This is a genomic window from Actinomadura scrupuli, from assembly GCF_050971785.1.
GTDB lineage: Bacteria > Actinomycetota > Actinomycetes > Streptosporangiales > Streptosporangiaceae > Actinomadura_E > Actinomadura_E scrupuli.
The window spans coordinates 91,950-118,112 of the sequence record NZ_JBPCCU010000016.1 but is presented as its reverse complement, the minus strand read 5'-3'; the positions used below and the strand labels follow the sequence as shown (position 1 = coordinate 118,112).

Annotated in this window: 25 protein-coding genes; 11 read left to right on the top strand and 14 right to left on the bottom strand. The window is 72.3% G+C overall.

All coding sequences use genetic code 11. The features are described from left to right. The 5 genes from ACRYCC_RS42645 to ACRYCC_RS42625 form a co-directional block, all read right to left on the bottom strand. The coding region (locus ACRYCC_RS42645; RefSeq protein WP_433819894.1) for a hypothetical protein at nt 1-826 on the bottom strand (826 nt) is incomplete at its 3' end. Nucleotides 827-1,047: 221 nt separating this feature from the next. Then, on the bottom strand, nt 1,048-1,230 hold the full coding sequence (locus ACRYCC_RS42640; RefSeq protein WP_433819901.1) for a DUF397 domain-containing protein: 183 nt from the start codon (nt 1,228-1,230) through the stop codon (nt 1,048-1,050). Nucleotides 1,231-1,277: 47 nt separating this feature from the next. After that, nucleotides 1,278-2,111, bottom strand: a complete 834-nt coding sequence (locus tag ACRYCC_RS42635; protein ID WP_433819899.1) for a helix-turn-helix domain-containing protein — start codon at nt 2,109-2,111, stop codon at nt 1,278-1,280. Nucleotides 2,112-2,406: 295 nt separating this feature from the next. Continuing rightward, nucleotides 2,407-3,609, bottom strand: a complete 1,203-nt coding sequence (locus tag ACRYCC_RS42630; protein ID WP_433819893.1) for an acyl-CoA dehydrogenase family protein — start codon at nt 3,607-3,609, stop codon at nt 2,407-2,409. Beyond that, nucleotides 3,602-4,207 (bottom strand): flavin reductase family protein, encoded by a 606-nt coding sequence (locus ACRYCC_RS42625; protein WP_433819892.1) that lies wholly within the window; start codon nt 4,205-4,207, stop codon nt 3,602-3,604. The genes ACRYCC_RS42630 and ACRYCC_RS42625 overlap by 8 nt, the downstream gene beginning before the upstream one ends. Before the next feature lie 560 nt (nt 4,208-4,767). On the opposite strand from ACRYCC_RS42625, the gene ACRYCC_RS42620 reads away from it, so the two are divergent. The 3 genes from ACRYCC_RS42620 (at nt 4,768) to ACRYCC_RS42610 (ending at nt 8,481) form a co-directional block, all read left to right on the top strand. Next, complete coding sequence (locus tag ACRYCC_RS42620) at nt 4,768-5,946, top strand: thiolase C-terminal domain-containing protein (protein ID WP_433819891.1); 1,179 nt, start codon at nt 4,768-4,770, stop codon at nt 5,944-5,946. 116 nt (nt 5,947-6,062) lie between these two features. Then, the gene (locus ACRYCC_RS42615; RefSeq protein ID WP_433819890.1) at nt 6,063-6,497 is read left to right on the top strand and encodes a Zn-ribbon domain-containing OB-fold protein; all 435 of its coding nucleotides are present in this window, start codon (nt 6,063-6,065) and stop codon (nt 6,495-6,497) included. Between the two features lie 91 nt (nt 6,498-6,588). After that, complete coding sequence (locus ACRYCC_RS42610) at nt 6,589-8,481, top strand: FAD-binding protein (RefSeq protein WP_433819889.1); 1,893 nt, start codon at nt 6,589-6,591, stop codon at nt 8,479-8,481. A gap of 120 nt (nt 8,482-8,601) precedes the next feature. On the opposite strand, the gene ACRYCC_RS42605 is transcribed toward ACRYCC_RS42610, so the two are convergent. The 7 genes from ACRYCC_RS42605 to ACRYCC_RS42575 form a co-directional block, all read right to left on the bottom strand. Further along, complete coding sequence (locus tag ACRYCC_RS42605) at nt 8,602-10,269, bottom strand: AMP-binding protein (RefSeq protein ID WP_433819887.1); 1,668 nt, start codon at nt 10,267-10,269, stop codon at nt 8,602-8,604. Nucleotides 10,270-10,359: 90 nt separating this feature from the next. Next, entirely contained in the window at nt 10,360-11,430 is a 1,071-nt protein-coding gene (locus ACRYCC_RS42600; protein ID WP_433819886.1) for a hypothetical protein, read from the bottom strand. Further along, nucleotides 11,427-12,494, bottom strand: a complete 1,068-nt coding sequence (locus ACRYCC_RS42595) for an LLM class flavin-dependent oxidoreductase (RefSeq protein WP_433819885.1) — start codon at nt 12,492-12,494, stop codon at nt 11,427-11,429. The genes ACRYCC_RS42600 and ACRYCC_RS42595 overlap by 4 nt, the downstream gene beginning before the upstream one ends. Nucleotides 12,495-12,730: 236 nt before the next feature. Further along, entirely contained in the window at nt 12,731-13,858 is a 1,128-nt protein-coding gene (locus tag ACRYCC_RS42590; RefSeq protein ID WP_433819884.1) for a lysylphosphatidylglycerol synthase transmembrane domain-containing protein, read from the bottom strand. 572 nt (nt 13,859-14,430) lie between these two features. Further along, complete coding sequence (locus tag ACRYCC_RS42585) at nt 14,431-14,676, bottom strand: hypothetical protein (protein WP_433819883.1); 246 nt, start codon at nt 14,674-14,676, stop codon at nt 14,431-14,433. Nucleotides 14,677-14,734: 58 nt separating this feature from the next. Continuing rightward, a complete protein-coding gene (locus tag ACRYCC_RS42580) occupies nt 14,735-15,202 on the bottom strand; it encodes a ferritin-like domain-containing protein (protein ID WP_433819881.1) in 468 nt (155 codons plus the stop codon). A gap of 51 nt (nt 15,203-15,253) precedes the next feature. Next, nucleotides 15,254-15,715, bottom strand: a complete 462-nt coding sequence (locus ACRYCC_RS42575; RefSeq protein WP_433819880.1) for a ferritin family protein — start codon at nt 15,713-15,715, stop codon at nt 15,254-15,256. Nucleotides 15,716-15,944: 229 nt separating this feature from the next. Between ACRYCC_RS42575 and rimP the strand changes: the two genes are divergently transcribed. The 7 genes from rimP (at nt 15,945) to ACRYCC_RS42540 (ending at nt 23,316) form a co-directional block, all read left to right on the top strand. Beyond that, nucleotides 15,945-16,544, top strand: a complete 600-nt coding sequence (gene rimP / locus ACRYCC_RS42570) for a ribosome maturation factor RimP (RefSeq protein WP_433819879.1) — start codon at nt 15,945-15,947, stop codon at nt 16,542-16,544. An 11-nt stretch (nt 16,545-16,555) separates the two neighbouring features. Beyond that, complete coding sequence (nusA, locus tag ACRYCC_RS42565) at nt 16,556-17,758, top strand: transcription termination factor NusA (RefSeq protein ID WP_433819878.1); 1,203 nt, start codon at nt 16,556-16,558, stop codon at nt 17,756-17,758. Continuing rightward, the gene (locus tag ACRYCC_RS42560) at nt 17,724-18,041 is read left to right on the top strand and encodes a YlxR family protein (RefSeq protein WP_433819876.1); all 318 of its coding nucleotides are present in this window, start codon (nt 17,724-17,726) and stop codon (nt 18,039-18,041) included. Before nusA ends, ACRYCC_RS42560 begins: the two co-directional genes overlap by 35 nt. Before the next feature lie 137 nt (nt 18,042-18,178). Continuing rightward, nucleotides 18,179-21,268, top strand: coding sequence for a translation initiation factor IF-2 (infB, locus tag ACRYCC_RS42555; protein WP_433819875.1), 3,090 nt, complete (start codon nt 18,179-18,181; stop codon nt 21,266-21,268). A 245-nt stretch (nt 21,269-21,513) separates the two neighbouring features. Beyond that, a complete protein-coding gene (locus ACRYCC_RS42550; protein WP_433819873.1) occupies nt 21,514-21,810 on the top strand; it encodes a DUF503 domain-containing protein in 297 nt (98 codons plus the stop codon). 5 nt (nt 21,811-21,815) lie between these two features. Continuing rightward, nucleotides 21,816-22,286 (top strand): 30S ribosome-binding factor RbfA, encoded by a 471-nt coding sequence (rbfA, locus tag ACRYCC_RS42545; protein ID WP_433819872.1) that lies wholly within the window; start codon nt 21,816-21,818, stop codon nt 22,284-22,286. Between the two features lie 25 nt (nt 22,287-22,311). Further along, entirely contained in the window at nt 22,312-23,316 is a 1,005-nt protein-coding gene (locus ACRYCC_RS42540; RefSeq protein ID WP_433819870.1) for a DHH family phosphoesterase, read from the top strand. Between the two features lie 39 nt (nt 23,317-23,355). Here ACRYCC_RS42540 and ACRYCC_RS42535 read toward each other — a convergent pair whose 3' ends face one another. Both ACRYCC_RS42535 and ACRYCC_RS42530 read right to left on the bottom strand, forming a co-directional pair. Continuing rightward, nucleotides 23,356-24,006: a hypothetical protein gene (locus ACRYCC_RS42535; protein WP_433819869.1), complete on the bottom strand. Its 651-nt coding sequence runs from the start codon at nt 24,004-24,006 to the stop codon at nt 23,356-23,358. Between the two features lie 112 nt (nt 24,007-24,118). Further along, nucleotides 24,119-24,922: a hypothetical protein gene (locus ACRYCC_RS42530; RefSeq protein WP_433819868.1), complete on the bottom strand. Its 804-nt coding sequence runs from the start codon at nt 24,920-24,922 to the stop codon at nt 24,119-24,121. 303 nt (nt 24,923-25,225) lie between these two features. On the opposite strand from ACRYCC_RS42530, the gene truB reads away from it, so the two are divergent. Beyond that, nucleotides 25,226-26,101, top strand: a complete 876-nt coding sequence (gene truB / locus ACRYCC_RS42525; RefSeq protein ID WP_433819867.1) for a tRNA pseudouridine(55) synthase TruB — start codon at nt 25,226-25,228, stop codon at nt 26,099-26,101. Nucleotides 26,102-26,163 lie beyond the last annotated feature (62 nt).

The following is a 26,163-nucleotide window of genomic DNA, read 5'->3' as shown; positions in this document are numbered from 1 at the left end:
CGGGCCGTGCCGGCGGTGGGGGCGGGGCGGCCGGAGCGGGGGCAGGGGCGGCGGGGCCGGCGGCGGCCGGACGCGGAGCATGCGGGTCGGCGTGACCGGGCGCCGAGGGGGCACCGGGTGCGGCGGCGCCGGGGCCCTGAGCGACCGGGGGCGCGGTGCCGGGGCCCTGAGCGCCGGGGGGCGGGGTGCCGGGGGGCGACGGGGCGTGGCCGGGCGGAGCGGTGCGCTGCCAGCGGTTGAGGGCGGACAGCGCGAGCTCCTGGGTGCGGCTGAGATTCTGCGGTGCAGCCTCGCCACGCGACCGTCCCGGGGGGCGCGCCTGACCCACCCGGGCCCTGACCCCCAGCGCGTACGACAGGAAGAGCACCACCGTGAATCCGGCGAGGTAGACGGCGTGCTCGGCCAGCAGGCCCATGGTGCCCGCCCAGACGTCCAGCACGCAGAAGACGGCGAACCCGGCGATCCACCCGAAGAGCACCGGCAGGAACCAGACGTCCCGGCGGCGCAGCAACCCGGCGAGCGTGACCAGGATGAGCAGCGTCTCGATGACGTGCAGCACCACCAGCACCGGGGTGGCGAGCCCGGTGTCGAGCCCGGCCGTCTTGCTCAGGTAGGCCGCGATCTCCTTGCGGTGGTCGCTCCAGCCGATCAGGGTGCTCAGCAGTCCGGTGAGGCCGTAGAGGGTGAGGAAGATGCCGATCGGATAGTGGTAGCGGTGCCAGTTGCCGGACTGCGCCGGTGACGCGGGCGGGAGCGGCCGTCCCGCCGCCGGTGCCTGCGGCGCGGCGGGAGCGTACATGCCCGGAGGCACCCTCGACGTGTCCAACTACCGTCACCTTCCCGTAGATCGCCGCCGGTGAGACGCCTGCTCGCGCCGCCGAGTTGGCGATAAGCGGAAGATATCCCGGAACTCCGCCAAAAGGGCAGTCGCATCGCCGCCCGAGCGGGCGCGGCGGCGCCGTGCCGTGCCCCTGCTCGGCGGGCGGCGCCAAACCGCACCGGCGCCCGGATCCGTGGAAGGATCGCGGGCGCCGGTGCCGGGCCGTCTCAGGACAGGTCGTACCGGCCGTCTTTCGCGCCGGTCACAAAGGTCTTCCACGCCGCGGCCCGGAACAGCAGCACGGCGCCGTGTGGAGTCTTACTGTCGCGGACGGCGACGGAGGTCCCCAGCGACGTCATCTCCACGCAACTGCCGCTGTCGCCACTACGGCGGCTCTTTCTCCAGGTAATGTGAATCGCTTCAGAGTTAATGCTCCTTCACCTCTTACGGCCAGGAACTACTCGAGTCCGATGACTGCTTCCATGATCAGCTTACGGGAGTCCTCGGGACTGAGTGCGGACCTCCGTGCATGATCGAAAACAAGTCCGTACCAAGCGATTTCCTGCTCCTGCTCCAAATAGAGGCTGCTCGTCAGATGCTCCAGATAGACCAGCCGCGGATCGGCGGGGTCGGGGAACTCCAGGATGGTGAAGGCGCCTTCCATGGCGGGATGGGCCCCTGCCGCGAACGGGATCACCTGCACCGTCACATGGGGCAGCCGCCCGATGTCGAGGATGTGCCGGAGCTGGCAGCGCATGACGTCGTCACCGCCGACGGTGCGCCGGATGACCGCTTCATCGAGAATCGCCCAGAGATGGAGCGGGTCCGCGCGGGTGAGATGGCTCTGGCGGGCCATCCGGGCGGCGATGAAGCTCTCGGTCTCCTCCGGCTCCCACCGCAGCGGCTCACGGCGCCGGAGCGCGCGCGCATAGGCCTCGGTCTGCAGCAGCCCGGGGACGAGCTGGGGCTCGTACGTGCGCACCCGGGCGGCCTCGGCCTCGAGCCCGATGAAGGTGAGATACAGCTTGGGCAGCTCTCCGAAGAAAGAGTGCCACCAGCCGCGTTCGCGGGCCTCCCGCGCGATGGCGAGAAGGGCGGCGCGCTGTTCTTCGCCGGCTCCGTACAGTTCGAGCAGATCTCGCACGTCACGGGGGTGAATTCCGACTCGGCCGGTTTCCACTCGGGAGATCTTGGACGGTGAGCATTCCAGCCGTACCGCGGCCTCTTCGCAGGTCATTCCAGCGGATTCACGCAGCTTGCGGAGTTCGGTGGCGAGTCTGCGGCGACGAATGGTCGGGCTGTGGGTGGAAATCGTGGGCCTCCTCCCGATTGACGCCCGACGATAGGAGAATTCCGTGTCGGTGAAGACGCGCCTAGATTATCCGCAACGGCTCGGTGGGGTAGCCGCTGGTGCGGATTTCCCACCTGGTTCATCCATTCGTAACACCCGGCCGGAGTGCACGTGGGACGCGGCACGGCGCATGAGGCACGGCGCGTGAGGCACGGCACCCGGGCACCGGAGCCTGGCACGGTGGAAGGCGTGCAGGCGTGCGGGCGTACGGCGACGCACGGCGAGGAGGCGACGGTCAGAGTCTGGGCTCGCGAGGCAGGCCCAGCGTCCGTTCGGCGATGATGTTGCGCTGGATCTCGCTGGAGCCTGCGTAGATGGTGTCGGCCCGGCTGAAGAGCATCAGCCGCTGCAGGTCGCTCAGGTCGTACGGCTCCGCGTCGGCCACGAGTGCGGCCGCGCCCTGGACGTCGAGGGCGAGCTCGCCCAGCCGCCGGTGCCACTCCGACCAGTACACCTTGGCGATCGACACCTCGGGCCCTGGTTCTCCCTCGCCCAGCGAGGTCATCGTGCGCAGCGCGTTGAACCGCATGATCTCCAGCTCGATCCACGACTGCGCCAGCCGCCCCCGGATCACGGGGTCCCGGCCGGCGCCGTTGCGCCGCGCCAGGGCGATGACCCCCTCCAGCTCCCGGCGGAACCCGATCTGCTGGCCCAGGGTCGAGGCGCCGCGCTCGTAGCCCAGGGTGGCCATCGCCACCCGCCAGCCGTCGCCGGGGGCGCCCAGGATGTTGGCGGCGGCGGTGCGGGCGCCGTCGAAGAAGACCTCGTTGAACTCGCTGGTGCCGGTGAGCTGCACGATCGGACGGACCTCGACGCCCGGCTGCCGCATCGGGACCAGGAGGTACGACAGGCCCCGGTGCCGCTGCGAACCGGGCTCGGTGCGGCAGACCACGAAGCACCAGTCGGCCACATGGGCCAGCGAGGTCCACACCTTCTGGCCGTGGATCACCCACTCGCCGCCGACCAGTTCGGCGCGGGTCTGCACGTTGGCCAGGTCGGAGCCCGCGTCCGGCTCGGAGTAACCCTGGCACCACATCTCCTCGCCCCGCTGGATGGGCGGCAGGAAGCGGCGGTGCTGCTCGGCGGTGCCGAAGTCGATGATGGTGGGGCCGATCAGGCCCTCGCCGATGTGCCCCATCCGGTGCGGGGCGTCCGCGCGGGCGTACTCCTCGAAGAAGATGACCTGCTCCGCGAGGCTCGCTCCGCGGCCGCCGTGCTCCACCGGCCAGCCGAGGCAGGTCCAGCCGGCCTTGCCGAGCCGCTGTTCCCAGGCGAGCCGGACGTCGAGACCCTCGTGCTCGCGGCCAGGTCCGCCCAGGCCCCGGGCGCCGGCGAACTCGCCGCCGAGGTTCTCGGCGAGCCAGGCTCGCACCTCGGCGCGGAAACCGTCCCGGGCGCCGGCGTGCTCGCGGGTCGGTCCGTCGGCATCGTCAGCCATCGAACCGGCCGTAGGCACCCTGGTAGAACAGCAGTGGCTCGCCCTCGTGATGCTTGTCGAGGTGATGCACCCGGGCCACGATGATCATGTGGTCACCGGCCGGGTACTCGCTCTCGACGGTGCACTCGATCCAGGCCAGCGCCTCCTTGATGACGGGGCTGCCGCCGGGGGCCGTGGTCCAGTCGATGGTGGCGAACTTGTCGCCGCCCTTCATGGAGAGCTGCCGGCACACGTCCAGCTGCAGCTCGCTCAGGATGTTGATGCACAGCCGGTCGGCGACGCGCAGCCGCGGCCAGGTGCTGCTGGTGTGCGCGACGCAGAACGCGACCAGCGGAGGGTCCAGTGACACCGACGTGAAGGAGTTGGCGGCCAGTCCGGTGGGCTTGGCCGTCTCCTGGTCGATCGCGGTGATCGCGACCACACCCGTGGCGAAGCGGCCGAGGACCGACCGGAAGCGCATCCCGTCGATATCGCTCACCGTGGAGTTCGCCGCCGGGTTCGCCTTGGCGCCCACCGGCGGGCTCATGGGTGAGCCCACGGGAGAGCTCACAGGCGCGCTCACCGGAGTGGCGGCGGAGCCGTTGGGGGTCGCAGTCATGTGTCGTCGCATCTCCTGGCCGGCGGAGGGTCTGTGAGCCGAGGTGTACGGGAGAGCCGTCGTGGCGTGTGCTCTGTCGGCCATGACCCGATCCCTTCTCTTAGCCAAGCGCTTGCTTGGACGATAGGACGCACGCCTTCGAGGTGTCAAGCCGGGCGAGCCCGCCTGCCCTCCGCACGTCCAGTGAAACGCCTGGCCGGGCGGGGGATTCCCGCCGGCGGCCCGTCTCGGCCGAAAGGCGGAGCCCGGCCTCCGACCTAGGTCCGAGGCCGTACCCGTGCGCCGGAGCGGTCGTGCTCGTGCGCCGGAGCGGTCCTGCCCCGTGGACTGGAGGGGCCGTACCGCGGGCCGGAGGGGCGGGCGGTCCGCCGCCCCCGTTGACAGCGGACCCGTCCGCCGCCTAACTTTTACCCAAGCGCTTGCTCGGTAATCCTGTGATGCGGCCCGGCAAGATGCGGCAGGCATGACGTAATGGGCATGGCGTGGTGGGCAAGACGTGGCAGGCATGACGCGGCGGGCATGACACGGCAAGAACGGCGCAGAGGGGAAGGGGAGGCGCGGTGAGCACCTTCCGGGACCGGGCGGCGATCGCCGGCGTCGGGTACACCCCGTTCAGCAAGAACTCCGGGGTCTCGACGCTCACCCTCGCCGTGGACGCGATCCTGGCCGCCCTCGGCGACGCCGGGCTGACCGTGGACGACGTCGACGGACTGGCCACCCACCGGGTCGGTGACTCGACGCCGCCCTGGGTGGTGGCCCCCGCCCTCGGCGTCGGCGAGGTCAGCTGGTACCTCGACCAGTTCGGCGGCGGCAGCGTCTCGCATTCGGTGGTCGCGCAGGCCGCGATGGCCGTCGCCGCCGGGGTGGCCGACACGATCGTCTGCTACCGCGCCATCAACGCCCGCTCGGAGTTCCGGATGGGCGGCACCGGGCGGGGCCCGGCGCCGCTGTTCGACGTGCAGTACCAGGCGCCGTACGGGTACTTCGCGCCGCCGCAGCAGTTCGCCATGTACACCCGTGCGCACATGCTCAGGTACGGCACGACGCACGAGCAGCTCGGCCGCATCGCCGTCGGCCAGCGGTCCAACGCGGTGAAGAACCCGCGCGCGCTCAAGCGTGACCCGATCACCCTGGACGACTATCTGGAGTCGCGGTGGATCGCCGAGCCGCTGCGGCTGCTGGACTGCTGCCTGGAGACCGACGGCGCCTGCGCGGTGGTGGTGACCAGCGCCGGGCGAGCCCGCGACCTGCCGCACACCCCGGCGCTGATCTCCGGAGCGGCCTGGGGCGGCGGCGACAGCTTCTTCTCCGGCGGATCGGGCGGCCCGGGCGGGGCCACCGACTTCACCGTCTCGGAGGCGGCCAGGATCGCCCCCCGGCTCTACGCGATGGCCGGGGTGGGGCCGCGCGACATCGACGTCGCCGAGATCTATGACTGCTTCACCTATTCGGTGCTCGTGCAGCTCGAGGACTACGGGTTCTGCGCCAAGGGCGAGGGCGGCCCGTTCGTCGAGTCGGGCGCGATCCGGCTGGACGGCCCGCTGCCGGTCAACACGCACGGCGGATTCCTGTCGGAGGGATACGTGCACGGCATGAACCACATCGCCGAGGCGGTGTCGCAGCTGCGCGGCACGGCGGGGGACCGGCAGGTGCCCGGCGCGGAGGTCGCCCTCTCCACGGCCCAGCCGGGCTACGTGCTCGCCGGCACCTCCGCTCTGATCCTCACCGCGGGCCGCTAGATGCCCGTCACCACTTCCTTCATCCGTGCCGCGTCCCGCATTCGCACGGCCGGCAGCGCGCGGCGCGGTGCGGATGAGGGGACCATCTTTCCCAGGAGCCTTCCCAGGAGACGAGCATGAGTCTGCGGCAGCGGCCCCGGCCAGAACCCGATCGCGACTCCGCTCCCTGGTGGGAGGCGGTCCGGCGGCACGAACTGCTCGTCCAGCGGTGCGGGGGCTGCGGCACGCGCCGCTTCCCGGCCCGGTCGGTGTGCAACCGCTGCCGCTCCCGGGAGTGGGACTGGGTGCCCTCGGCGGGCACCGGCCGCGTCTACAGCTGGATCGTCAATCACCAGGTGTTCATGCCCGCGCTCGCCGACGAGGTGCCGCTCCCGATTCTGCTGGTCCGGCTCGACGACGGCGATGACATCTTCATGTACGGCGACCTGGCGCGCGATACGGCGGGCGGCCGGACCGGCGAGAATGAGATCACGGCGGAGCTGCCGGTGGAGGCCGTCTTCACCGACGTGGACGACGACTTCACGCTCGTCCAGTGGAGACCCAGACGCTGACCCCGCCGTTCCCGGTGCGCACGCGACGCGGCGGCACCAGCCACGGGCCACGAGCCGCCGGGGAAGGAGCACGGGGCCGGGAGGAGCGGGTGTGCGGATCGCGGTTCTCGCCAAGCAGGTCCCCAGGTTCGAGGAGCTGAGCCTGGGCCTGGACGGGCGGCTGCTCCGGGAGGGGCTCGAGCTGGAGATCAACCCGTACTGCCGGCGTGCCATCGCCAAGGGCGTCGAGCTCGCCCGGGCGACCGGTGGCAGCTGCGTGGTCCTGACCCTCGGGCCCCCCAGCGCCGCGGAGGTGCTGCGCGAGGCGATCGCCTGGGGCGCCGACGAAGGGGTGCTCATCAGCGATCCGGCGTTCGCGGGCGCCGACACGCTGGCCACCGCCCGCACCCTCGCCGCCGCGCTCCGGCTCGAAGATTTCGACCTCGTCCTGGCCGGGCTGAACTCGGTCGACGCCGACACCGGCCAGGTCGGCCCTCAGCTGGCGGAGCTGCTGGACCTGCCGTTCCTGGGCGGCGTCCGGGAGCTGACCCTGGACGCGGGCCTGGTCCGGGCCCGCTGCGAACGCGACGACGGGCACGTCCTCGCCGAGGTCGCTCTTCCGGCGGTGCTCACCGCTGCCGAGCGGCTCTGCCCGCCCGCGAAGATCCCGGCACACGAGCGCGGCCGGCCGCGCATCCGGATCCGCACCGCGGCCGACCTTGGGCCCGGCCCCTGGGGCGCCGCGGCCAGCCCGACCGTCGTGGGAGAGGTACGGCCCGTGGGCGGTGACCGGCCCGGCGTACGGCCCGCGGGCCCGCTGGCGGAACAGGTGCGCGAGGCCGTACGGCTGCTGGTCGCCTCCGGTGCCCTGGCCGGCCTTCCGCCCCTGCTCCCGGCGGGTCCCGGCGGGGCCGGTCCCGGTGGAGGTGCCGGTGGAGCAGGTGCCGGTGGGGCAGGTGCCGGCGGCGGAAGCACGGCGGCACGGCGGTCCGGCGTGGTGCCGGTCACCGGAGGCGGCGGGCCGCTCGTGGGAGTGCTGGCAGAGGACCCGGCGGCCGCGGTCACCGGGGAACTGCTCGGCTCGGCGGCCAGGCTGGCCGCCGGGCTCGGCGGCGGCACCGTGCTGCTCGCCCCGGCCCCCGCGGAACCGGCGACGGTGTGGGCGCGGGGCGCCGACGCGGTCGTCACCCTCACTCCGGAGCCCGAGGCGGCGGCCGAGGGCGCCACCGCCTGGGCGCGCGCCACCGGGCCGTGGGCCCTCCTGCTGCCCGGCACCTCGTGGGGACGCGAGGTGGCCGGGCGGGTCTCGGTCCGGCTCGGCGCCGGCCTGACCGGCGACGCGGTGGACCTCGACCTCACCGCCACCGGGTCCGGTACGGAGCCGGGCACGGCCTCCGGCACCGGGGCGGACCGGAGGCTGGTCTGCTGGAAGTCCGCGTTCGGCGGGCAGTCGGTGGTCGCCGTCACCGCGACCTCGCCGGTGCAGATGGCCACCGTACGGCCCGGGGTGCTGCCCGCCGGGATCCCGCGCGGCGGCGCGTACCCGGGGATACCGGTGTGCTCGGCGGAACGGGAGCCGCGCGGCCGGGTGGTCCTCTCCGGCCGGGTCAGCGACGACGACCCGGCGCGGCTGCCGCAGGCCCGGACCGTGGTCGGCATCGGGCGGGGCGTGGACCCCGCGCGCTACCGGGAGCTGTCGCCGCTCGTGGAACTGCTCGGTGCCGAGCTCGCGGCCACCCGCAAGGTCACCGACCAGGGCTGGCTGCCGCGCGGCCGCCAGCTCGGGATCACCGGCCGGTCGGTCGCGCCCGAGGTCTACCTCGCCATCGGCACCTCGGGGAAGTTCAACCACATGGTGGGGGTGCGCGGCGCGCGGTTCGTGCTGGCGGTCAACAGCGACCCGGAGGCACCGGTCTTCGCCGCCGCCGACGCGGGGATCGTGGGGGACTGGGCCGAAGCCGTACCACTGCTCACCGCCGAGCTCACCAGGGTCATGAAGACGTGAGCCAGGCACGGTCGGCCGGGCCGGGGCGAGCAACGGGGGAGTCGCGATCCCGTACGTCATGACGGGGCGCACGGTGAGGGCGTGCCGGTGACCGGTGACAGGTGACCGGTCACCGGGGGCTCAGGTCTCCGCGGCCCGCCGGCGCAGCAGCGGCTTGTCCACCTTGCCGTTGACGTTCAGCGGCAGGGCGTCCACGACGAACACCCGGCGCGGCACCTTGTAGTTGGACATGTTCTCCCGGGCCCAGGCGATGACCTCGGCGGGGTCCGCCTCGGCGCCGGCCTTGGGCACGACGTAGGCCCAGCCCGCCTCACCGCTCTTCGGATCCGGCATGCCGACCACCGCGGCCTGGGCCAGGCCGGGGTGGTGCAGCAGCAGCGCCTCGATCTCGGCCGGGTAGCCGTTGAACCCGTTGAAGATGAACATCTCCTTCTTGCGGTCCACGATGGCCACGTTGCCGTGCTCGTCCAGCGTGCCGATGTCGCCGGTGCGCAGCCAGCCCTCGGGGTCGACGGCCTCGGCCGTCTTCTCGGGGTCCTTCCAGTATCCGCGCATCACCCCGTACCCGCCGACCAGGATCTCGCCCCGCTCGCCCGCCGGGACGTCCTTGCCCGCGTCGTCCACGACCCGGACCGTGACGCCGGGGACGGCGCGGCCGGTGGAGCCCGCGATGACCTCGACCGGGTCCTCCGGCCGGGTCATCGAGACGACGGTGCCCTCCATCAGGCCGTACGCGTTGATCATGCGTTCCAGCCCGATCCGGTCGACCAGGTTGCGGATCAGCTCGGGGGGCACCGCCGCGGCCCCGCAGATCAGTACGCGCAGGGAGGACACGTCGCGGGGCCCGCGGCCCGGCCCGCCGTCCAGCTCGTCGAGGATCTTGAAGAACATCGCCGGTGCGCCGGCCAGGATGCTGACCCGCTCGCGCTCGATCAGGTCCATGAGCTCGTCCGGCACGAACAGCGCGATCGGCATCATGGTGGCCCGCTTCAGCACGCACGCCAGCAGCCCGGCGTTGATGCCGAAGCCGTGCGAGAAGGGCGCGATGATCGGGTACCGGTCGTCCTCGGTGAGCGTGACGATCTCCGCCCAGTCCCAGTAGCCGCGCAGCAGCTGCGAGTGGTGCAGCATCACGCCCTTGGGCGTCCCGGTGGTGCCCGACGTCGCCATGATCTCGCCGAGGTCGTCCCCGGTGATCGACAGTGCCCGCTTCTCGGCCTCCGCGGGCGTCACCGCCGTACCGCCCGCCAGGAACGCCTCCCAGTCCAGCACCCGGTCCCGGCCGGCCTGCCCCGGGCGGGCGCGCTCCGGCCGGCCGTACGCGACGACGTACTCCAGGTCCGGCAGCCCGGCGTAGGGGCGGTCACCGGCCGGTCCGCCGCCGGCGTCCGCCAGCAGGTCCAGGTACGAGGTCCCCATGAAGCCCTCGGCCACGAAGAGCACCCGTGCCCCGGTCTTGCGGAGCAGCTCGGCGGCCTCGATGCCCTTGAACCGGGTGGAGAGCGGCGCGACCACGGCACCCGCGTCCCACAGCCCGTACGCCGTGACGACCCACTCGGGGGCGTTCGGCGCCCAGATCGCGACCCGGTCGCCCGTCTCGATGCCCAGCGCCAGCAGGGCCCGCGCGACCTCGGCGGCCTTCCCGGCCAGGTCCGCGAGGGTCAGGGTGACCGGCTGCCCGGACAGCGACCGGCCCTGCACCACCTCGGCGCCCGGATGGCTCGCGGCCTGGTCGCGCAGCATCCGCGGGATGGTTCCCCAGCTCGGTACGGGCCGCAACGTGTCCATGGCGATGTCCCTTCGCTCGCGCTCCGCCGCGCTTCCTCCGAGGGCCTTCCTCCGAGGGCCTTGTGCGAGGCCCTTTGTGCGAGGCCCGTCCTACGTGACCTGGGTGCGGTCGCGGCCCAGGTGCTGCCCGCGCAGATCGGTGACGGACGGCGGCCGGGGCGTCTCGGAGACCTCCGGCTCGACGACGACCTCGATGGAGACCGGGGTCACCGCGACCAGGGACTGGCCGATCCGCGACTTCCACATCGGGTTCTTGACGAGCGTGTCGCGCTTGAAGGTCACGTGCAGCGCGGCCGCGTCGAGCGTGCCCTCCCGGGAGATCCGCAGCTCCCAGTGGCTGACGCCGTCGATGCGGGCCAGCGCGGCGGTCACCTTGGGGAGGGAGACCCAGCGGCCCCGGATCAGCACGTGCTCGCCGACCGTGTGCGCCGGGCTCGGCACGCCCTGCTCGCCGCCCGCGAGCCGTACGACCTGGCCGGTACGGAGCGTGGCGGCACCGAGCGTGGAGTGCCAGCCCGGGGTGACGATGACCTCCGCGAGGCCCTGGCCGGGGCCGTCCGCGGTGTCCTTGTCCAGCGGGGCCAGCCCGAGCAGCCCGTCGCGCACCGGGGTCAGGACCTTCTCGGCCGAGGTGCGGTGGGCGATCGGGACGCCCAGGAAGGGATCGGCGAACAGCTCCACGACGGACGCCTCGAACTCCGCGGCCAGCTGCCCGTAGACGTTGGCGGAGGCCACCTCGCCGATCAGGAAGATCTGCTTCAGCTCGAGGTCGAGCGGGTCCAGCAGGAACTCCAGGTGCAGCCGGGCGAGGAAGTCCATTGCGCCCGAGGGGGTGGTGACGAGCGTCGTGGCCCGGGTCCGTTCGAGCGCCGTGTGCAGCCGCAGCCTCCCGCGCGGGCCGACCGAGGCGGCCGCCTGCGCGACGGACGCCGCCGCCTGGGCGATCAGCGCACCGCTCAGCTCGCCGTCGTTGTTCAGCGCCACGACGACCCGGTCGGTGGCGCCGAGCCCGGCGGCGGTCAGGGTGGCGGCCGCCAGCTGCTGCGCGGCCGTACGGTCCGCGGTGGCCAGCGGCGCGACCACCTCGCCGTCGGGGGAGACCAGCAGCAGCCCCTCAGCCGCGCGCCCGGCGGGGAAGGACTCTCTGGTGATCCATGTCATCTCATGACCTCGCTCATGAACAGCTTCATCGATGCGGTGACGTGCTCGTGGGAGAGCCCGCCCACCTGGGCCTGCAGGATCAGGTCGGTGGCGCCCGCCGCCTGGATCTGCGCCACGGCCTTGCGGGAGCCCTCCACGTCGTCGATGACGACCATGTGGTGGTCCCGGAGGACCTGCATGGCCTCGTCCGGCGGCATCCCGACGGCCGCCTGGCCGAGCACCCGGTGGGTGGCGTGCCGGGCGTCGGTGTAGCTGGGGGGCGCGACCAGGTTGACCTGTCTCCGGAGGTACCAGAGCACGGGGTCCGCGGCGGTGGCGACCGCCTCCTCCTTGGTCGGCGCGACGTACCAGGGGATCATCAGCGCGATCCGCCGGGACTCCGGGTCGAAGCCGTTGTCGGCCAGGCACTGCTTGTACTTGGCGATGTCCTCGGCGACGTCGTCCAGGCCCTTGAGCATCGTCATGCCCAGCAGGTTGTACCCCTGCTTTGCGGCGGCCAGATAGCCCTCCAGCGAGGTCGAGGCCACCCACACCGGCGGGTGCGGCTCCTGGACCGGCCGGGGATAGACCGCCACGTTGGGAATCTCGAAGAACTCGCTGGACCGGGTGATCGGCTCTCCGTCGGCGTTCCAGATCGCCAGGACCGCCTCGAGCGACTCCTCCCAGAGCTCCCTGGACTGCTCGAAGGGGCGCTGGAACGCCTGGTACTCCAGGGGCGAGGCGCCGCGGCCGGTGCCGAACTCCACCCGGCCGCCGCTGATCACGTCCAGGGTGGCGACCCGCTCGGCGGTGCGGATCGGCGTCTGGAAGGGCAGCAGCACGACCCCCAGTCCCAGATGGATCCGCTTCGTGCGCTGTGACAGGCCGGCCAGCACGAGGTCCGGCGCCGAGGAGTGCGAGAAACCGCGGGTGAAGTGGTGCTCCACGAACCAGGCCGTGTCGTAGCCGAGCTCGTCGGCCAGCACCACCTGCGCCATCACGTTCTCGAACGCACGCCGCTCGACATCGCGGGAACGGCCGCGGACCTCAAGTTCGTAGCCAAGGCTGACCCGTAGGGATGTCATCGAGCCTCCGAATTAGTATGACCAAGCGCTCGCTTGGGAGATTAGCAGCAGCGGTAGATCGCAACAAGTCGCCCGGTGGCGTGGACTCCGTGCCCGGCGGCGCAGGTGAGCACGCGGATCAGTGCGCGGATCAGCGCGTGGGCCGGTGCGCGGATCAGCGCACGGGTCAGTGCGTGGATCAGGGCATCGATCAGCGCGCGAACCAGCGCGCGGACCAGCGCGGATCAGCGCATGGATCAGCGCATGGATCGGTACGGGTCGGCCGGCACCGGCTCCGGGCCCGTTCCCGGGCCGGATCCCGAGTGGGCGACCGCGGCGGCGGGCAGGGCGGGGCCGGGCAGCGGGCTCCAGGGGAGAGGGTTCGGGAGAGCCGGCCGGCCCAGCGGAATCCGGCGCAGCCGGGTCTCGCCTGCCCGGAGCGCCAGCCAGGCCAGCCAGCCGAGGGCGACCACCGCCCAGTAGGAGACCAGCCGGTAGAGGCCGGTCGCGGCGCCCGCGGCCGCCGGGGCCGCCCCGAAGGCCGCCATCCCGACCACCATGCTGCCGTCGATCGCCCCGAGCCCGCCGGGCAGCAGCGGCAGCGCGCTGCCGGCCGCCTGGGCGGCGAAGTAGACCAGTGCCACCTCGTACGGGGCGAGGCCGAGGCCGACGGCCTTCGCCGCGGCGGCCAGGGACAGGATGTCGAAGAGCCAGTTGAGGGCGGCGAGCAGGGCCAGCGCGCCCCAGTCGGCGCGGCGGAGCCGCAGCACGCCGCGCACGCTCGCCACCCGCCGGATCAGCCAGGCGGAGCGGGGCCGGCGCAGCGCGGACCGCAGTGCCCGCCGGTTCAGCCCGACCAGTGCGGTCCGCGCGCGCGGCAGCCTGCACACCAGCGCCACGGCGGCGATCCCGGCCGCCGCGGCGGCGAGCGCGGCCCCGACCGGTGCCCGTGAGTGCGGCTCCGACAACAATGCGGCGAGGCCGACGACGGTGTACGCCGCCGTGGTGAACACCCCGCCGAGCAGGATCACCGCCGTGGCCAGCCGGGGTGACGCACCGGCCCGCCGGAACTGCCGGAACGAATAGACCACGCTGACCGCGGGCCCGGCGGGCAGGGTGGTGGACAGGGCGTTGCCGGCGTAGGTGACCGCGAACGCCCTGCTCAGCGACATCCGGACGCCGCCGCCGAGCAGCAGCCGGCGCTGCAGCCGGGCGAACATCTCCATCGACAGCCACTCGGCGACGACGACCACGGCGAGCCAGGCGGGAGAGGCGTGGGCCACCGCCGCCCGGACGGCGGGCCAGTCGGGCAGGCGGTCGCGGAAGAGCAGTAGGACGGTGACGACGCAGGCCAGCATCGCCGACCGGGTCAGCCACGAACGCACGATCACCTCACAGAACGGCTCCGTGTGAGGAACCTGCCCGTCAGGTCATGCATTCCCCAAGAAGCGATCTACCTCGGCGAACACCGGCGGCACCCCTAGCCACAGGCCCCCGGTTCCGGGCCGCCCCGGCCCGGGCAAGCCCGCCCAGGTCCGCCCCAGGTCCGCCCAAGCCCGTCCCGGTCCGCCCAGGTCCGCCCAGGTCCGTCCCGGTCCGCCCAGGTCCGTCCCGGTCCGGCCAGGTCCGCCCCTGGCCTCGCCCTCCCCACTCGCCGTGATCATGCAATCCATCGCCGATGGATTGCATGATCACGAAAGTTGAAGGGGCAGGGGAACGGTTCCGGTCGCGCAGGGTGCGGGAGCGAGCGTCCTGGGAGCGGGGTGGTCTTCTGGGGCAGGGTGGACCGGCGCCGTCACCCCATGGGCCGGCCGGTGACGTGCGGGCGCGGCCCGCCGCTCATGCCCCGCACTGGTGGAGCCTCAGGTCCATGCGCAACCTGATCTCCGGGCCCGGTGGTCGGGCCCGATGGTCAGTCGGGCCCCGGCTGCGAGGCCCAGTCTGCAGGGCCCGGTCGTCAGACCCGGTCCTCGGGCCTGATGTTCATCGCGGACTCCTCGGCCGGGCGTTCGTCGTCGACGGCGGGGTGCTCCCGCGGCGACGCCTCCTCGCGTGCCCACTCGGAGATCCCGATGGATCCCTGGTTGTCGCTCTCGGTGATGACGAGGTCGTCCGGCGGATCGGCGATGTAGGTCTCGTACCCGCTGATCTCACTGGCCTGCTCGTCGTCGCCCATGTCCTCGTCGACTCTGCGATCGGTCATGTCCCCTCCAATGAAGGGCCGTGTTCCCCCTGCTGACCACCTTATGCAAGATCGCGGCTCACTGCCCGGGACGTGGCTCCAGGGCGGCCGGCGCCAGCCCGGGGAAGGCGGCGGCCGGTGCCGTGCCGCGCCAGCGCACCCCGCGGGTCATCGCCTCCTGCATCGCCTGCGCGGCGAATCTGCGCAGCTTGGGATCGTCGGCTCCGGCCAGGCCCACATACGCGGTGAGGACGCCGTCCTCCAGCGCGGCGGCGAGCTGCGCGGCCGTCCGCGCCGAGGTGACCTGCACCGGCAGTCTGTACGCGGCGGACGCCGGCACCGGCTTGGCCCCCAGCGCGGTGAGGAAGCCGATCAGCCGGTCGCGCCTGGCCCGGTGGGCGGTCCAGACGTCCTGGGCCGTCTGCTGCTGCCCGCCGCGCAGCCGGGCGCCCACGACCCCGTACCCGTAGATCGCGGCGTGCTCGGCGGCCACCGCCGCCTGCAGCCCCTCCACGGTGCTCTGCGGCGTCCTTCTCATCCGGCTCATCCGGGCCTCCTCACGCGGGCCTGCTCATGCGGCCGTCTCATGCGGGCCGTCTCATGCGGGCCTCGCCAGGACCGCCGCATGACCGGCCTCGCAGGCGCCGATGGAGGCGAACAGCTGGGCCAGCCCCGCCGGGACGGTCTCCACGTCCGCCAGCCGGCCGGCGGCCGCCTGCCGTTCGGCGGTACGGAGCGTCACCACGGCCCGCGCGGGCTCGTCCGGGACGCCGGGCGGGGTGGGCCGGGCGGGGGCCGGGGTGCCCTCGCCGCTGCCCGGCACGTAGTACTTGCGCAGGACCGACAGGTGCTCGCGGTGGTGCCCGACCAGGGGAGTGAGCCGCTGGGCGAGGCCGGGGTGCTGGGCGATGACCGCCTCGTACAGGGCGATCAGCCCGGATTCGGCGTTGATGGCCGCGTTGAGAGTGGCCACGTCCGGATCCGGCGGCAGCGTGACGGCCGGTTTCCCGCGGCAGCCCGCCACCAGCGGCAGCCCCAGCGCCAGGGTGCCGCCGAGCACTGCGCGCCTGCCTACAGCGTGATCACCCGGTGGCAAGCGCGCTCCTCCTCGTACTCCGGGTCCAGAGGGTGGATACGGCGCCCCATAAACGTCGCGCCAGGCCAAGGCCGGGAGCAAGCATCCCATACGGCGCGCCGGTCAGCCGTCCGAAAGACCATTGACGGGTCCGAAGGTCGATACGCTTAGGTGGCCAACAGCCGCACAACAGCATCAGCCGTAAGGAGGTCCCATGGGCGTCGAATCCAATCGCGACCACGCTCAGCGGGGCCCTGGCGTCCCTGCGACACGCCAGCAGCCCGCCCGCAAGGGCACGGGGCAGGACGCGATCAGAAGACTTCTGGAGCCGGTGATCGGCGCCGCCGGCTTCGATCTCGAGGACCTGGTGATCCAGCCCGCAGGACGCCGCCGGCTGGTCCGGGTGGTCGTGGACGCCGACGGCGGCATCAGTCTCGACGACGTCGCCGCCGTCAACCATCTGGTCTCGCAGGCGCTCGACGACACCGATCTCATGGGTTCCCAGCCGTACGTGCTCGAAGTGACCTCGCCGGGCGTGGACCGGCCGCTCACCGAGCCACGGCACTGGCGGCGCGCGGTCGGGCGGCTCGTCCGCACCTCGCTGACCGGGGCACGCCCCGGCGGCGACGGGCCCGGCGCGGACCGGCCCGGCGGCGAGATCGAGGGACGTGTGGTGGCCGCGGACGACGAGGCCGTGGTCATCGACGTCGCCGGCGACGAACGCCGGCTCTACTACGGCGAGGTGGATCAGGGCCGGGTACAGGTGGAATTCCGCCGGACCGGCCAGGACACCGACGCCGCCGACGAGGATTGAGGGGGAGCCTCGTGGACATCGACATGACGGCTTTGCGCAGCCTGGAGAGCGAAAAGGACATCTCGCTCGAACTGGTGGCGAAGGCCATCGAAGACGCGATGCTGATCGCCTATCACCGGACCGAGGGGGCGGCGCCGCGGGCACGGGTCCAGCTGGACCGCGCCACCGGCCATGTGACGGTGTGGGCCGCAGAGCAGGACGAGGAGGGCAACACCCTCCGGGAATACGACGACACCCCGAGCGACTTCGGTCGTATAGCGGCCACGACCGCCAAGCAGGTCATCCTGCAGCGGCTGCGGGACGCCGAGGACGACCTCACGTTCGGGGAGTACGCCGGGCGCGAGGGCGACATCGTGTCGGGGATCATCCAGCAGGGCAAGGATCCCCGCAACGTGCTCGTGGACCTCGGCAAGATCGAGGCCGTGCTGCCGCCCCAGGAGCAGGTTCCGGGGGAGGCGTACGAGCACGGCGAGCGGCTGCGCGCCTACGTCGTGCAGGTGCGCAAGGGGCACCGCGGGCCCTCGATCACACTGTCGCGGACGCACCCCAACCTGGTGCGCAAGCTGTTCGCGCTCGAGGTTCCGGAGATCGCCGACGGCACCGTCGAGATCGCCGCGATCGCCCGCGAGGCCGGCCACCGCACCAAGATCGCGGTGCGGTCCCGCAAGCCCGGTGTCAACGCCAAGGGCGCCTGCATCGGCCCGCTGGGCAGCCGGGTCCGCAACATCATGCACGAGCTGCACGGCGAGAAGATCGACATTGTCGACTGGGCGGAGGATCCGGCGGCGTTCGTCGGGCACGCCCTGTCGCCGGCGCGGGTCAACAGCGTCGAGGTGATCGACCTCGAGGGCCGGGTCGCCCGGGTGATCGTGCCCGACTACCAGCTGTCGCTGGCGATCGGCAAGGAGGGCCAGAACGCCCGTCTCGCCGCACGCCTCACCGGCTGGCGGATCGACATCCGGCCCGACACCGAGGCCGGCGGCGCGGGGGCTCAGGGCGCGGGTGCCCAGGGCTCGGACAACCAGGGCTCAGGCGGCCGGGGCTCCGGCGATCAGGGGCCGGCCGGGCAGGGTCCGGGCGGGCAGAGTACGGGCGGTCAGAACCCCGCGAGTACGGCCAAGTCCGGATCGCCGATCGAATCGTCTGCCTCGTCTGAAACGGCGGAAACGTCGGGAGGGCATGCGCCCGGTGCCGCCGACGCCTCGGCGCGGTAGACTCATGGCACGTGGCCAAGCGGTCCCGCAGCGCATGTGCGTGGGCTGCCGGGAGCGCGCGGCCTCGTCCGACCTGGTGCGGCTGGTCGTGGTCGAGGGCTCTGTCGTCCCCGATCCGCGCCGCCGTCTGCCTGGCCGGGGTGCCTCTCTGCACCCTGACCTGGCATGCCTCGACCTCGCAGAGCGTCGTCGGGCGTTCCCCCGGGCATTCCGCCTGACGGGGCCGCTCGACGCTCGCATGGTGCGAAGGCACCTGGAGGACACGGCCGTTCCACGGCCGTAGCACGATCGTTAGCCAGTAAGTGACGTCTAGTCGGAAGCAGGTCGAGATTGCTATGAGCGCTCGATGAGCACGCCGCAATGAGTACGGCAAGGTAGCCAAGGTCCGGAGGACTCCCCCCGGACCGAGTAGGGAGAGTAGTGGCGAAGGTCCGGGTATACGAACTCGCCAAAGAGTTCGGAGTCGAGAGCAAGGTCGTCATGGCCAAGCTCCAGGATATGGGCGAGTTCGTACGATCGGCGTCCTCGACGATCGAGGCGCCGGTAGTCCGCAAGCTCACAGAAGCATTCGGCAAGTCCTCTGGTAAGTCCTCTGGTTCCCAGACGGCCAAGGCGGCGACCGGCAGGCCGGCCGCCCCTGGCCCACGGCCGGGTGGCCCGCGGCCGCCCGCGCCCGGTGGCGAGGGTGCGCGTCCCGCCCCCCGTCCCGGCCCGCGTCCGGCGCCCGCGCCGGTTCAGCCTGCTCCGCAGGCCCCGCAGGCCCCCGTTCAGCGTGCCCCGCAGGCTCCGGTCCCGCCGGCGCCCCAGACTCCGGTCTCGGCGCCCCGTCCGGGCCCCGCGGCACCCCGTCCGGCCGCCCCGCGGCCGGCCGGCCCGCCGAGCGTCCCGCAGGTGCCCAGCGCGCCGAGCGCGCCCAGCGCCCCGGCGGCGGGCCCGGGTCCGGGTGCCGGTTCCGACACCGGCCGGCCCGGTCCGCGGACTCCGCGTCCCGGTCCGCGTCCGGCTCCCCGCGAAGGTGGCTCCGGCCAGCGTCCCGGCGGGCAGCGGCCCACCGGCCCGCGGCCCGGGAACAACCCCTTCAGCTCGACCAACACCGGCATGGGCTCGGCCAAGCCGGGTCCCCGGCCGGGTCCGCGTCCGGCCGGTCCCGGTGACCGTCCCGACCGCCCCGCCGGTCGTCCCGGTGACGGCGCCGACCGTCCGCCGCGTCCGTCGGCCGGGCGCGGTGGCGCTCCCGGCGCGGGTGGTCCCCGGCCCAGCCCGGGGAGCATGCCGCCGCGGCCGGGAGGCGGCCCGCGGCCGAACCCGATGAACATGCCCTCGTCGCGCCCCGCCAGCAGCCCCAGTGGCCCCGGCGGACGCGGCGGCCCCGGCGGCGGTGGCGGCGGAGGCCGTCCCGGCGGCGGTGGCGGTGGGCGTCCCGGTGGTCCCGGTGGCGGCGGAGGCCGTCCCGGTGGCGGCGGTCGTCCGGGTGGCGGCGGCGGCTTCGGCGGTCCCCGCACGGGTGCCGCCGGTGGCGGCGGTGGCCCACGTCCGGGTGGCTTCGCCGGTCGCCCCGGTGGCGGTGCCCGTGGCCGTGGCGGCACGGCGGGCGCGTTCGGCCGGCCGGGTGGCCGTCCCACGCGTGGCCGCAAGTCGAAGAAGCAGCGGCGTCAAGAGTTCGACAACATGCAGGCGCCCGCCATCGGCGGCGTCAACGCTCCGCGCGGTAACGGCAAGGTCGTCCGCTTGGCGCAGGGTTCGTCGCTGACGGACTTCGCCGAGAAGATCGGCGCCAACCCCGCGGCCCTGGTGCAGATCATGATGCACCTCGGCGAGATGGTGACCGCCACGCAGTCGGTGACCGAGGAGACCCTGCAGTTGCTGGGCGAGGAGCTGGACTTCAACGTCCAGGTCGTCAGCCCGGAGGACGAGGACCGCGAGCTGCTCGAGTCCTTCGACATCGAGTTCGGCGAGGACGAGGGCGGCGAGGAGCATCTCGTCGTACGTCCGCCGGTCGTGACCGTGATGGGTCACGTCGACCACGGTAAGACCAAGCTGCTGGACGCGATCCGCAACGCCAACGTGGTGGCGGGCGAGGCCGGCGGCATCACCCAGCACATCGGTGCCTACCAGGTCGAGACCGAGGTCGAGGGCCAGGAGCGCAAGATCACCTTCATCGACACCCCGGGTCACGAGGCGTTCACCGCCATGCGTGCCCGTGGTGCCGACACCACCGACCTGGTGGTGCTGGTGGTCGCGGCCGACGACGGAGTGAAGCCGCAGACCACCGAGGCGATCGACCATGCCACGGCGGCCGGCGTGCCGATCGTGGTCGCGGTCAACAAGGTGGACAAGGAAGGCGCGGACCCGCAGCGGGTCCGGTCCCAGCTCACCGAGTACGGCCTGGTCGCCGAGGAGTTCGGCGGGCAGACCATCTTCGTCGACGTGTCGGCCAAGCAGGGCCTCAACATCGACGGGCTGCTCGAGGCGATCGTGCTGACCGCCGACGCCGAGCTGGACCTGCGCGCCAACCCCGAGCAGGACGCCCAGGGCGTCGCGATCGAGGCGCACCTCGACCGTGGCCGGGGTGCCGTGGCGACCGTCCTGGTCGAGCGGGGCACTCTGCACGTCGGTGACTCCATCGTCTGTGGCGGGGCCTACGGCCGCGTCCGGGCGATGCTGGACGAGAACAACAACACGGTCGAAGAGGCCGGGCCGTCCCGGCCGGTCCTGGTGCTCGGTCTCACCGCGGTGCCAGGGGCGGGCGACAAGTTCCTGGTCGTCGACGACGACCGGGTGGCCCGTCAGATCGCCGACAAGCGCGCGGCGCGCAAGCGCAACGCGGAGCTGCTGAAGAGCCGCGTCCGGCGCTCGCTCGAGGACATGTTCAAGGACATGGAGCGGGGTGACATCCAGGAGCTGCTGCTCATCATCAAGGGTGACGTCTCCGGTTCGGTCGAGGCCCTCGAGGACTCGCTGCTCAAGATCGACGTGGGCGAGGAGGTCAACCTGCGGGTCATCCGCCGTGGTGTGGGTGCGATCACGCAGGACGACGTCAACCTCGCGGTGGCGTCCGAGGGTGCGGTCATCATCGGCTTCAACGTGCGGCCCGAGCGCAACGCGCAGGAGACGGCCGACCGCGAAGGCGTGGACATCCGGTACTACTCGGTCATCTACCAGGCGATCGAAGAGGTCGAGGCGGCCCTCAAGGGCATGCTGAAGCCCGAGTACGAGGAGGCCCAGCTCGGTACCGCGCAGATCCGCGAGATCTACAAGGTCCCGAAGATCGGCAACGTGGCCGGCTCGATGGTCCTGTCCGGCACGATCAACCGCAACAGCAAGGCGCGGCTGGTCCGGGACGGCGTCGTGGTGTCCGACAACCTCACCGTGTCGTCGCTCCGCCGCTTCAAGGACGACGCCACCGAGGTCCGCGAGGGCTTCGAGTGCGGTATCGGCATCGGCTACAACGACATCAAGATCGATGACGTCATCGAGACCTTCGAGATGCGGGAGAAGCCCCGCGCCTGAGGTTCTCGTCCCAGGGTGTCTCCCAGGGTGTCGAGGAGGGGCGGCCCGAGCCACCGGGCCGCCCCTCCTGCCATGTCCGAGCGCGGTTATTCCGTCGACTTTCTACGTGATCAAGGTAGAGAATAGGGATCCGCGCAGGTGGTGGGCATGTTCCCAGACGCCAGGTTGTTCCCATAACCTGGCCTTACGTCGTGAAATGTCACCTGCTGCCTGCAAACCCTGACTTCAACGAGGTGATCTCTTAGGTGTTCGTTGGTGCGCTGACGGTGGATCTGCTGCTGGGTGACGTACGGTCCCTGAAGCAGAAGCGATCGGTCGTCCGGCCGATCGTGGCGGAGGTGCAGCGCCGCTTTCCCGGGGTAGCGGTCGCGGAGACCGGCGACCAGGATGTGCATCGGCGGGCCGAGCTGGGAGTCGCGGTGGTGTCCTCCACGGCGGACCACTGCAGCACCATGCTCGACGCCTGCGAACGGCTCATCGCGAGTCGGCCGGATATCGAGCTGCTGTCGGCCCGGCAGCGGCTCTTCAACGACGAGGAGTAGGACTCATGGACGCGGCTCGGGCTCGAAAGCTCGCTGATCGTATTCAGCAGATCGTGGCGGAGATGCTGGAGCGGCGGATCAAGGATCCGCGGCTCGGTTTCGTCACGGTGACCGATGCGCGGATGACCAACGACCTGGGTGAGGCCACGGTCTACTACACCGTGTACGGCTCCGACGGGGAGCGTGCGGACACCGCCGCCGCCCTGGAGAGCGCCAAGGGCGTCCTCCGCTCCGAGGTGGGCCGGCAGACCGGGCTGCGGCGTACCCCCACCCTGACGTTCGTCCTGGACGCCGTGATGGACAACGCCAAGCACCTGGACGAGCTGCTCGCCAAGGCGCGTGCCCAGGACGAGCAGGTGGCCAGGGTCGCGGAGGGCGCCAAGCCCGCCGGTGATCCCAACCCGTACCGGGTCGATGACGAGCTTGCCGAAACCGATGCCGACGACGACGGGGAAGCGGGATACTCCGCACCGTGAGCGAGCGTGCGGGCAGGGCGAAGCCATGAGCGGCGGGCTGGATTGGGGCCGGGCGGTGGCCCTGATCGAGCAGGCGGACGAGGTGTGCCTGGCCTGCCACGTCTCCCCGGACGGCGACGCGCTCGGTTCCATGCTCGCGTTCGGGCTGGGCCTGCGCCGGCGCGGCGTCCGCTGTACGGCCTCGTTCGGGGATCCGTTCGTCGTGCCGTCGATCCTGCGGTTCCTGCCCGGCCAGGAGCTGCTGGTCGAGCCGGCCGGGTATCCCGTCGACCCGGACCTCATGCTCACCTTCGACGCGGCCAGCGCCGAGCGGCTCGGTTCGCTGGCGCCGCACGCGGAGAAGGCCCGTGAGCTCATCGTCCTCGACCACCACGCCTCCAACACCGGGGCCGCCGGCGCGTTCGGCACCGTACGCCTGGTCGACCCGGCCGCGGCGGCGACCGCGGTCCTGACCGAGGAGCTGCTCACCCGGCTCGGCGTGGAACCGACGCCCGACATCGCGCTGAACCTGTACGCCGGGCTGGCCAGCGACACCGGGTCGTTCAAGTTCGCCTCCACCACCCCGGCCGTGCACACGCTGGCCGCGCGCCTGCTGACCGCTGGCGTACGGCCCGACGCCGTGGGGCGGGAGCTCTGGGACCGCGCGCCGTTCGGCTACCTCCAGGTGCTCTCGGCCGCACTGGGCCGGGCACGGCTGGAGCCCGACGCGGTGGGGGGAATGGGCCTGGTCTGGACCACGGTCACCAAGGCGGACCGGGTCGCCAACTCCGTGTCGTTCGACCAGGTCGAGAGCATCATCGACGTCGTCAAGCGGACCGACGAGGCGGAGGTGGCGGTCGTGTTCAAGGAGATGGACGACGGCGGCTGGTACGTCTCCACCCGGTCGAAGGGCCGGGTGGACCTCAGCCGGGTCTGCCTGGCGTTGTCGGGGGGAGGCAATCCGGAGATGGCGGGCTTTCTCTGGACCGGTCCCGTCAGCGCGGCGATCGACAGGCTGCTGGCTCTCCTGTCGTCGCGGTCCCTGCCCTGATCCCACCGGGGTCATCGCGATGGGGCCGGCGCACCCCTCTCATGCGTGGAACCGCTGCTCACGCGCGGCGCGCGCGGCCACGGTACGGAACCGTCCGCCGGCCCATCGCGTGAGCAGGGTCCAGGCCGCCGCGGCCACGCCGACTCCGACGCCGAGTGCGAGCAGGGCGCCGGGGAGATGCACGCCGGGGAGATCGACCCCAGAGAGCTGAGCGCCATGGCGATGAACGTCATGGGGCAGAACAAGGAGGCACAAGGTACCCGCCGCGGCCCCCCAGGCACCGGCGGTGATCACCGAGACCTGACGCCGGGCGAGGCTCCGGGGCCGCGTCACCCAGACCGTCGGCGCGTCGATCCGCTGCCAGCTCACGTGGTCGGCCACGTCCGGATGCCGGGCCAGGAAGTACTGCCGGACACGCGCGGTCGCCCGCGCGCAGGCGTCGGTGCCGATGTCGCGCACGACGAGGCTGACGAAGGTGTTGGTGCCGATCAGCGCGACGACCACCGCCGCGGCCAGCGCCACCCGTTCCACCGCCGAGCCGTCGATGCCCTTGATCCCGCTGATCGTCCCCACCAGTCCGACGGCCACGCCGGTGAGCGTCAGGAAGACGGTCACCTTGGCGTGCCCCTCGGATCGCAGCCTGCGGAACTCCTCCTCCGCCCCCCGCATCTCCTCCAGGAGGAACATCACCGCGAACTGCTCGGAGCCGCTCTCCGCGCCTCCGTCCGTGCGTCCGCCGTCACTGCTTCCGCCGGCTGCGCGGCTGCTGCCCGGGCCGCTGTTGTCCGCGCGTCTGTGCCGTCTAGAGAGCATCGCGCACCCGGTCGGCCGCTCGCGCGGCGGCGGCAGGGTCGGGCCGGAGACCGCTGCTCCGGAACAAGGACCGGATGCCGCGGCTGTCGTGGGCCGGGAGCGACCAGCGCGACCTGGGCGCGACCGGGTCCTTGCCGCCGACCGGTCTGAGCAGGAAACCGGGTTCCGACCTGGTGCAGAAGGGGTTGCACACCGTCACGTGATCCTGGTACGGGGAGGTGGACGTCTCGTACGCGCCGACCCGGAGCAGGAATCGCCATCCGGCCACCCGCGCCAGGCCGGGCCGGTGGACGGCGCGGGCGCTGAAGGACACCGCCGACGCGTTCCCGCAGGGCTCGGAGTGACAGCCGGCCGACCTCCACGCCTCGATGCGGCGGCCCACCTGCCCGGTCGTCGTCCAGCCGTCGGGCAGGTCGATGGCGCTGGGACGGGTCACGAACTCGGTGCTCGCCGTGTCCAGCGTGTCCCGGTCGCGGCCGTCCCCGTCCGGTGCGAACAGGCAGGTGAGAGCGAAGCTGCGCCGCCTGGTGGTGTCGGACGCGTCATAGCGCTCGTCCGCTCCGGCCCCGCGGATGCCACCGGTACGGTCGATGTGCCAGTCGCTTCGGGAGCTCGGTACCTGCCCGGCTTCCAGCCAGATGGAATAGGTGCTGATCCGCAACGCCAGACCGGTGCCGGAACGCACCGCGAGGAGGATCTCGTCCAACGCGCCCAGCCTGAGCAGTGCCTCGAGCGCCATGGAGGCCACAGCGCCGCCGTAGCGGCGGAAGACCTCCAGGGAGCACAGGGACATGGAAGGCTCGTGCCGGATGGCGCCCGGGGCGGCGGGTGGCACCACACCGTGGATGCGGAGGTGCCGGCGAGCCGGCCGATGGCCGGCCGATCTCTGGTCGCCGATCATTTTGCGGGATCTCCGTACGATGCTGGGGAGGGCGGCACGGTAAGAAGGCGGCACTGTAAAGGCGTCACTGTAAGTGGAACCCACGGCTCCGTCCGCGGGCAATGCAGTCATCCATATTCGTCCGGTGATATTCGCCGGACGCTGTTCGGCGGGCGCTGGTGCTCCCAGCGGCCGATCATGAGGGGGACGTGGGGCGTGGGCTCGCAGAGCGGGATCGTCATCGTGGACAAGCCGGCGGACTGGACCTCCCACGACGTGGTGGCCAAGATGCGCCGGCTGGCGGGGACCCGCCGGGTCGGGCACGCCGGCACCCTCGACCCGATGGCCACCGGCGTGCTGGTGATCGGAGTGGAGAAGGCCACCCGGCTTCTGGGGCATCTGGCGCTGACCCAGAAGGGTTACGACGCCACCATCCGGCTCGGCCGGTCCACCAACACCGACGACGCCGAAGGGGAGATCATCGCCTCGGCGTCCGCCGCCGCGGTCACCGACGAGGACCTGCTGGCCGGTATCGGCAGGCTCACCGGCGAGATCCGGCAGGTGCCGCCGCAGGTGAGCGCGATCAAGGTCGACGGCAAGCGGGCCTACAAGAGGGTCCGGGCCGGTGAGCAGGTCGAGATGGCGGCGCGGCCGGTCACCGTCGCCGAGTTCACGGTGAGCGCGATCCGCAGGCACGGCGACCTGATCGACCTCGACGCGTCGATCACCTGCTCGTCCGGCACCTACATCAGGGCGCTCGCCCGCGACCTGGGCGGATCGCTGGGCACCGGTGGTCATCTGACCGCCCTCCGCCGCACCCGGGTCGGCCCGTACGACCTGACCATGGCCCGCACGATCGAGCAGCTCACCGAGGAGTGCGTGGTGCTGCCGATCGGTGAGGCCGTCGCCGCCGCGTTCCCCCGGCGCGACGTGTCCGGCGACGAGGTCCGTACGGTCAGCCATGGCGGCCGGCTGCCCGCGGCGGGGCTCGGCCCGGGCCCGGTCGGGGTCTACGCCCCGGACGGCACCCTGCTCGCCCTGGTCGAGGAGCAGGGTGAGGTGGCCAAGCCCCTGGCGGTCTTCGTCCCCTGACCTCCCGGGCGCGCACCCGCGTCCAGGCCCGAGTGAGGCGAATCACGAGCTCGGAGTGCCTC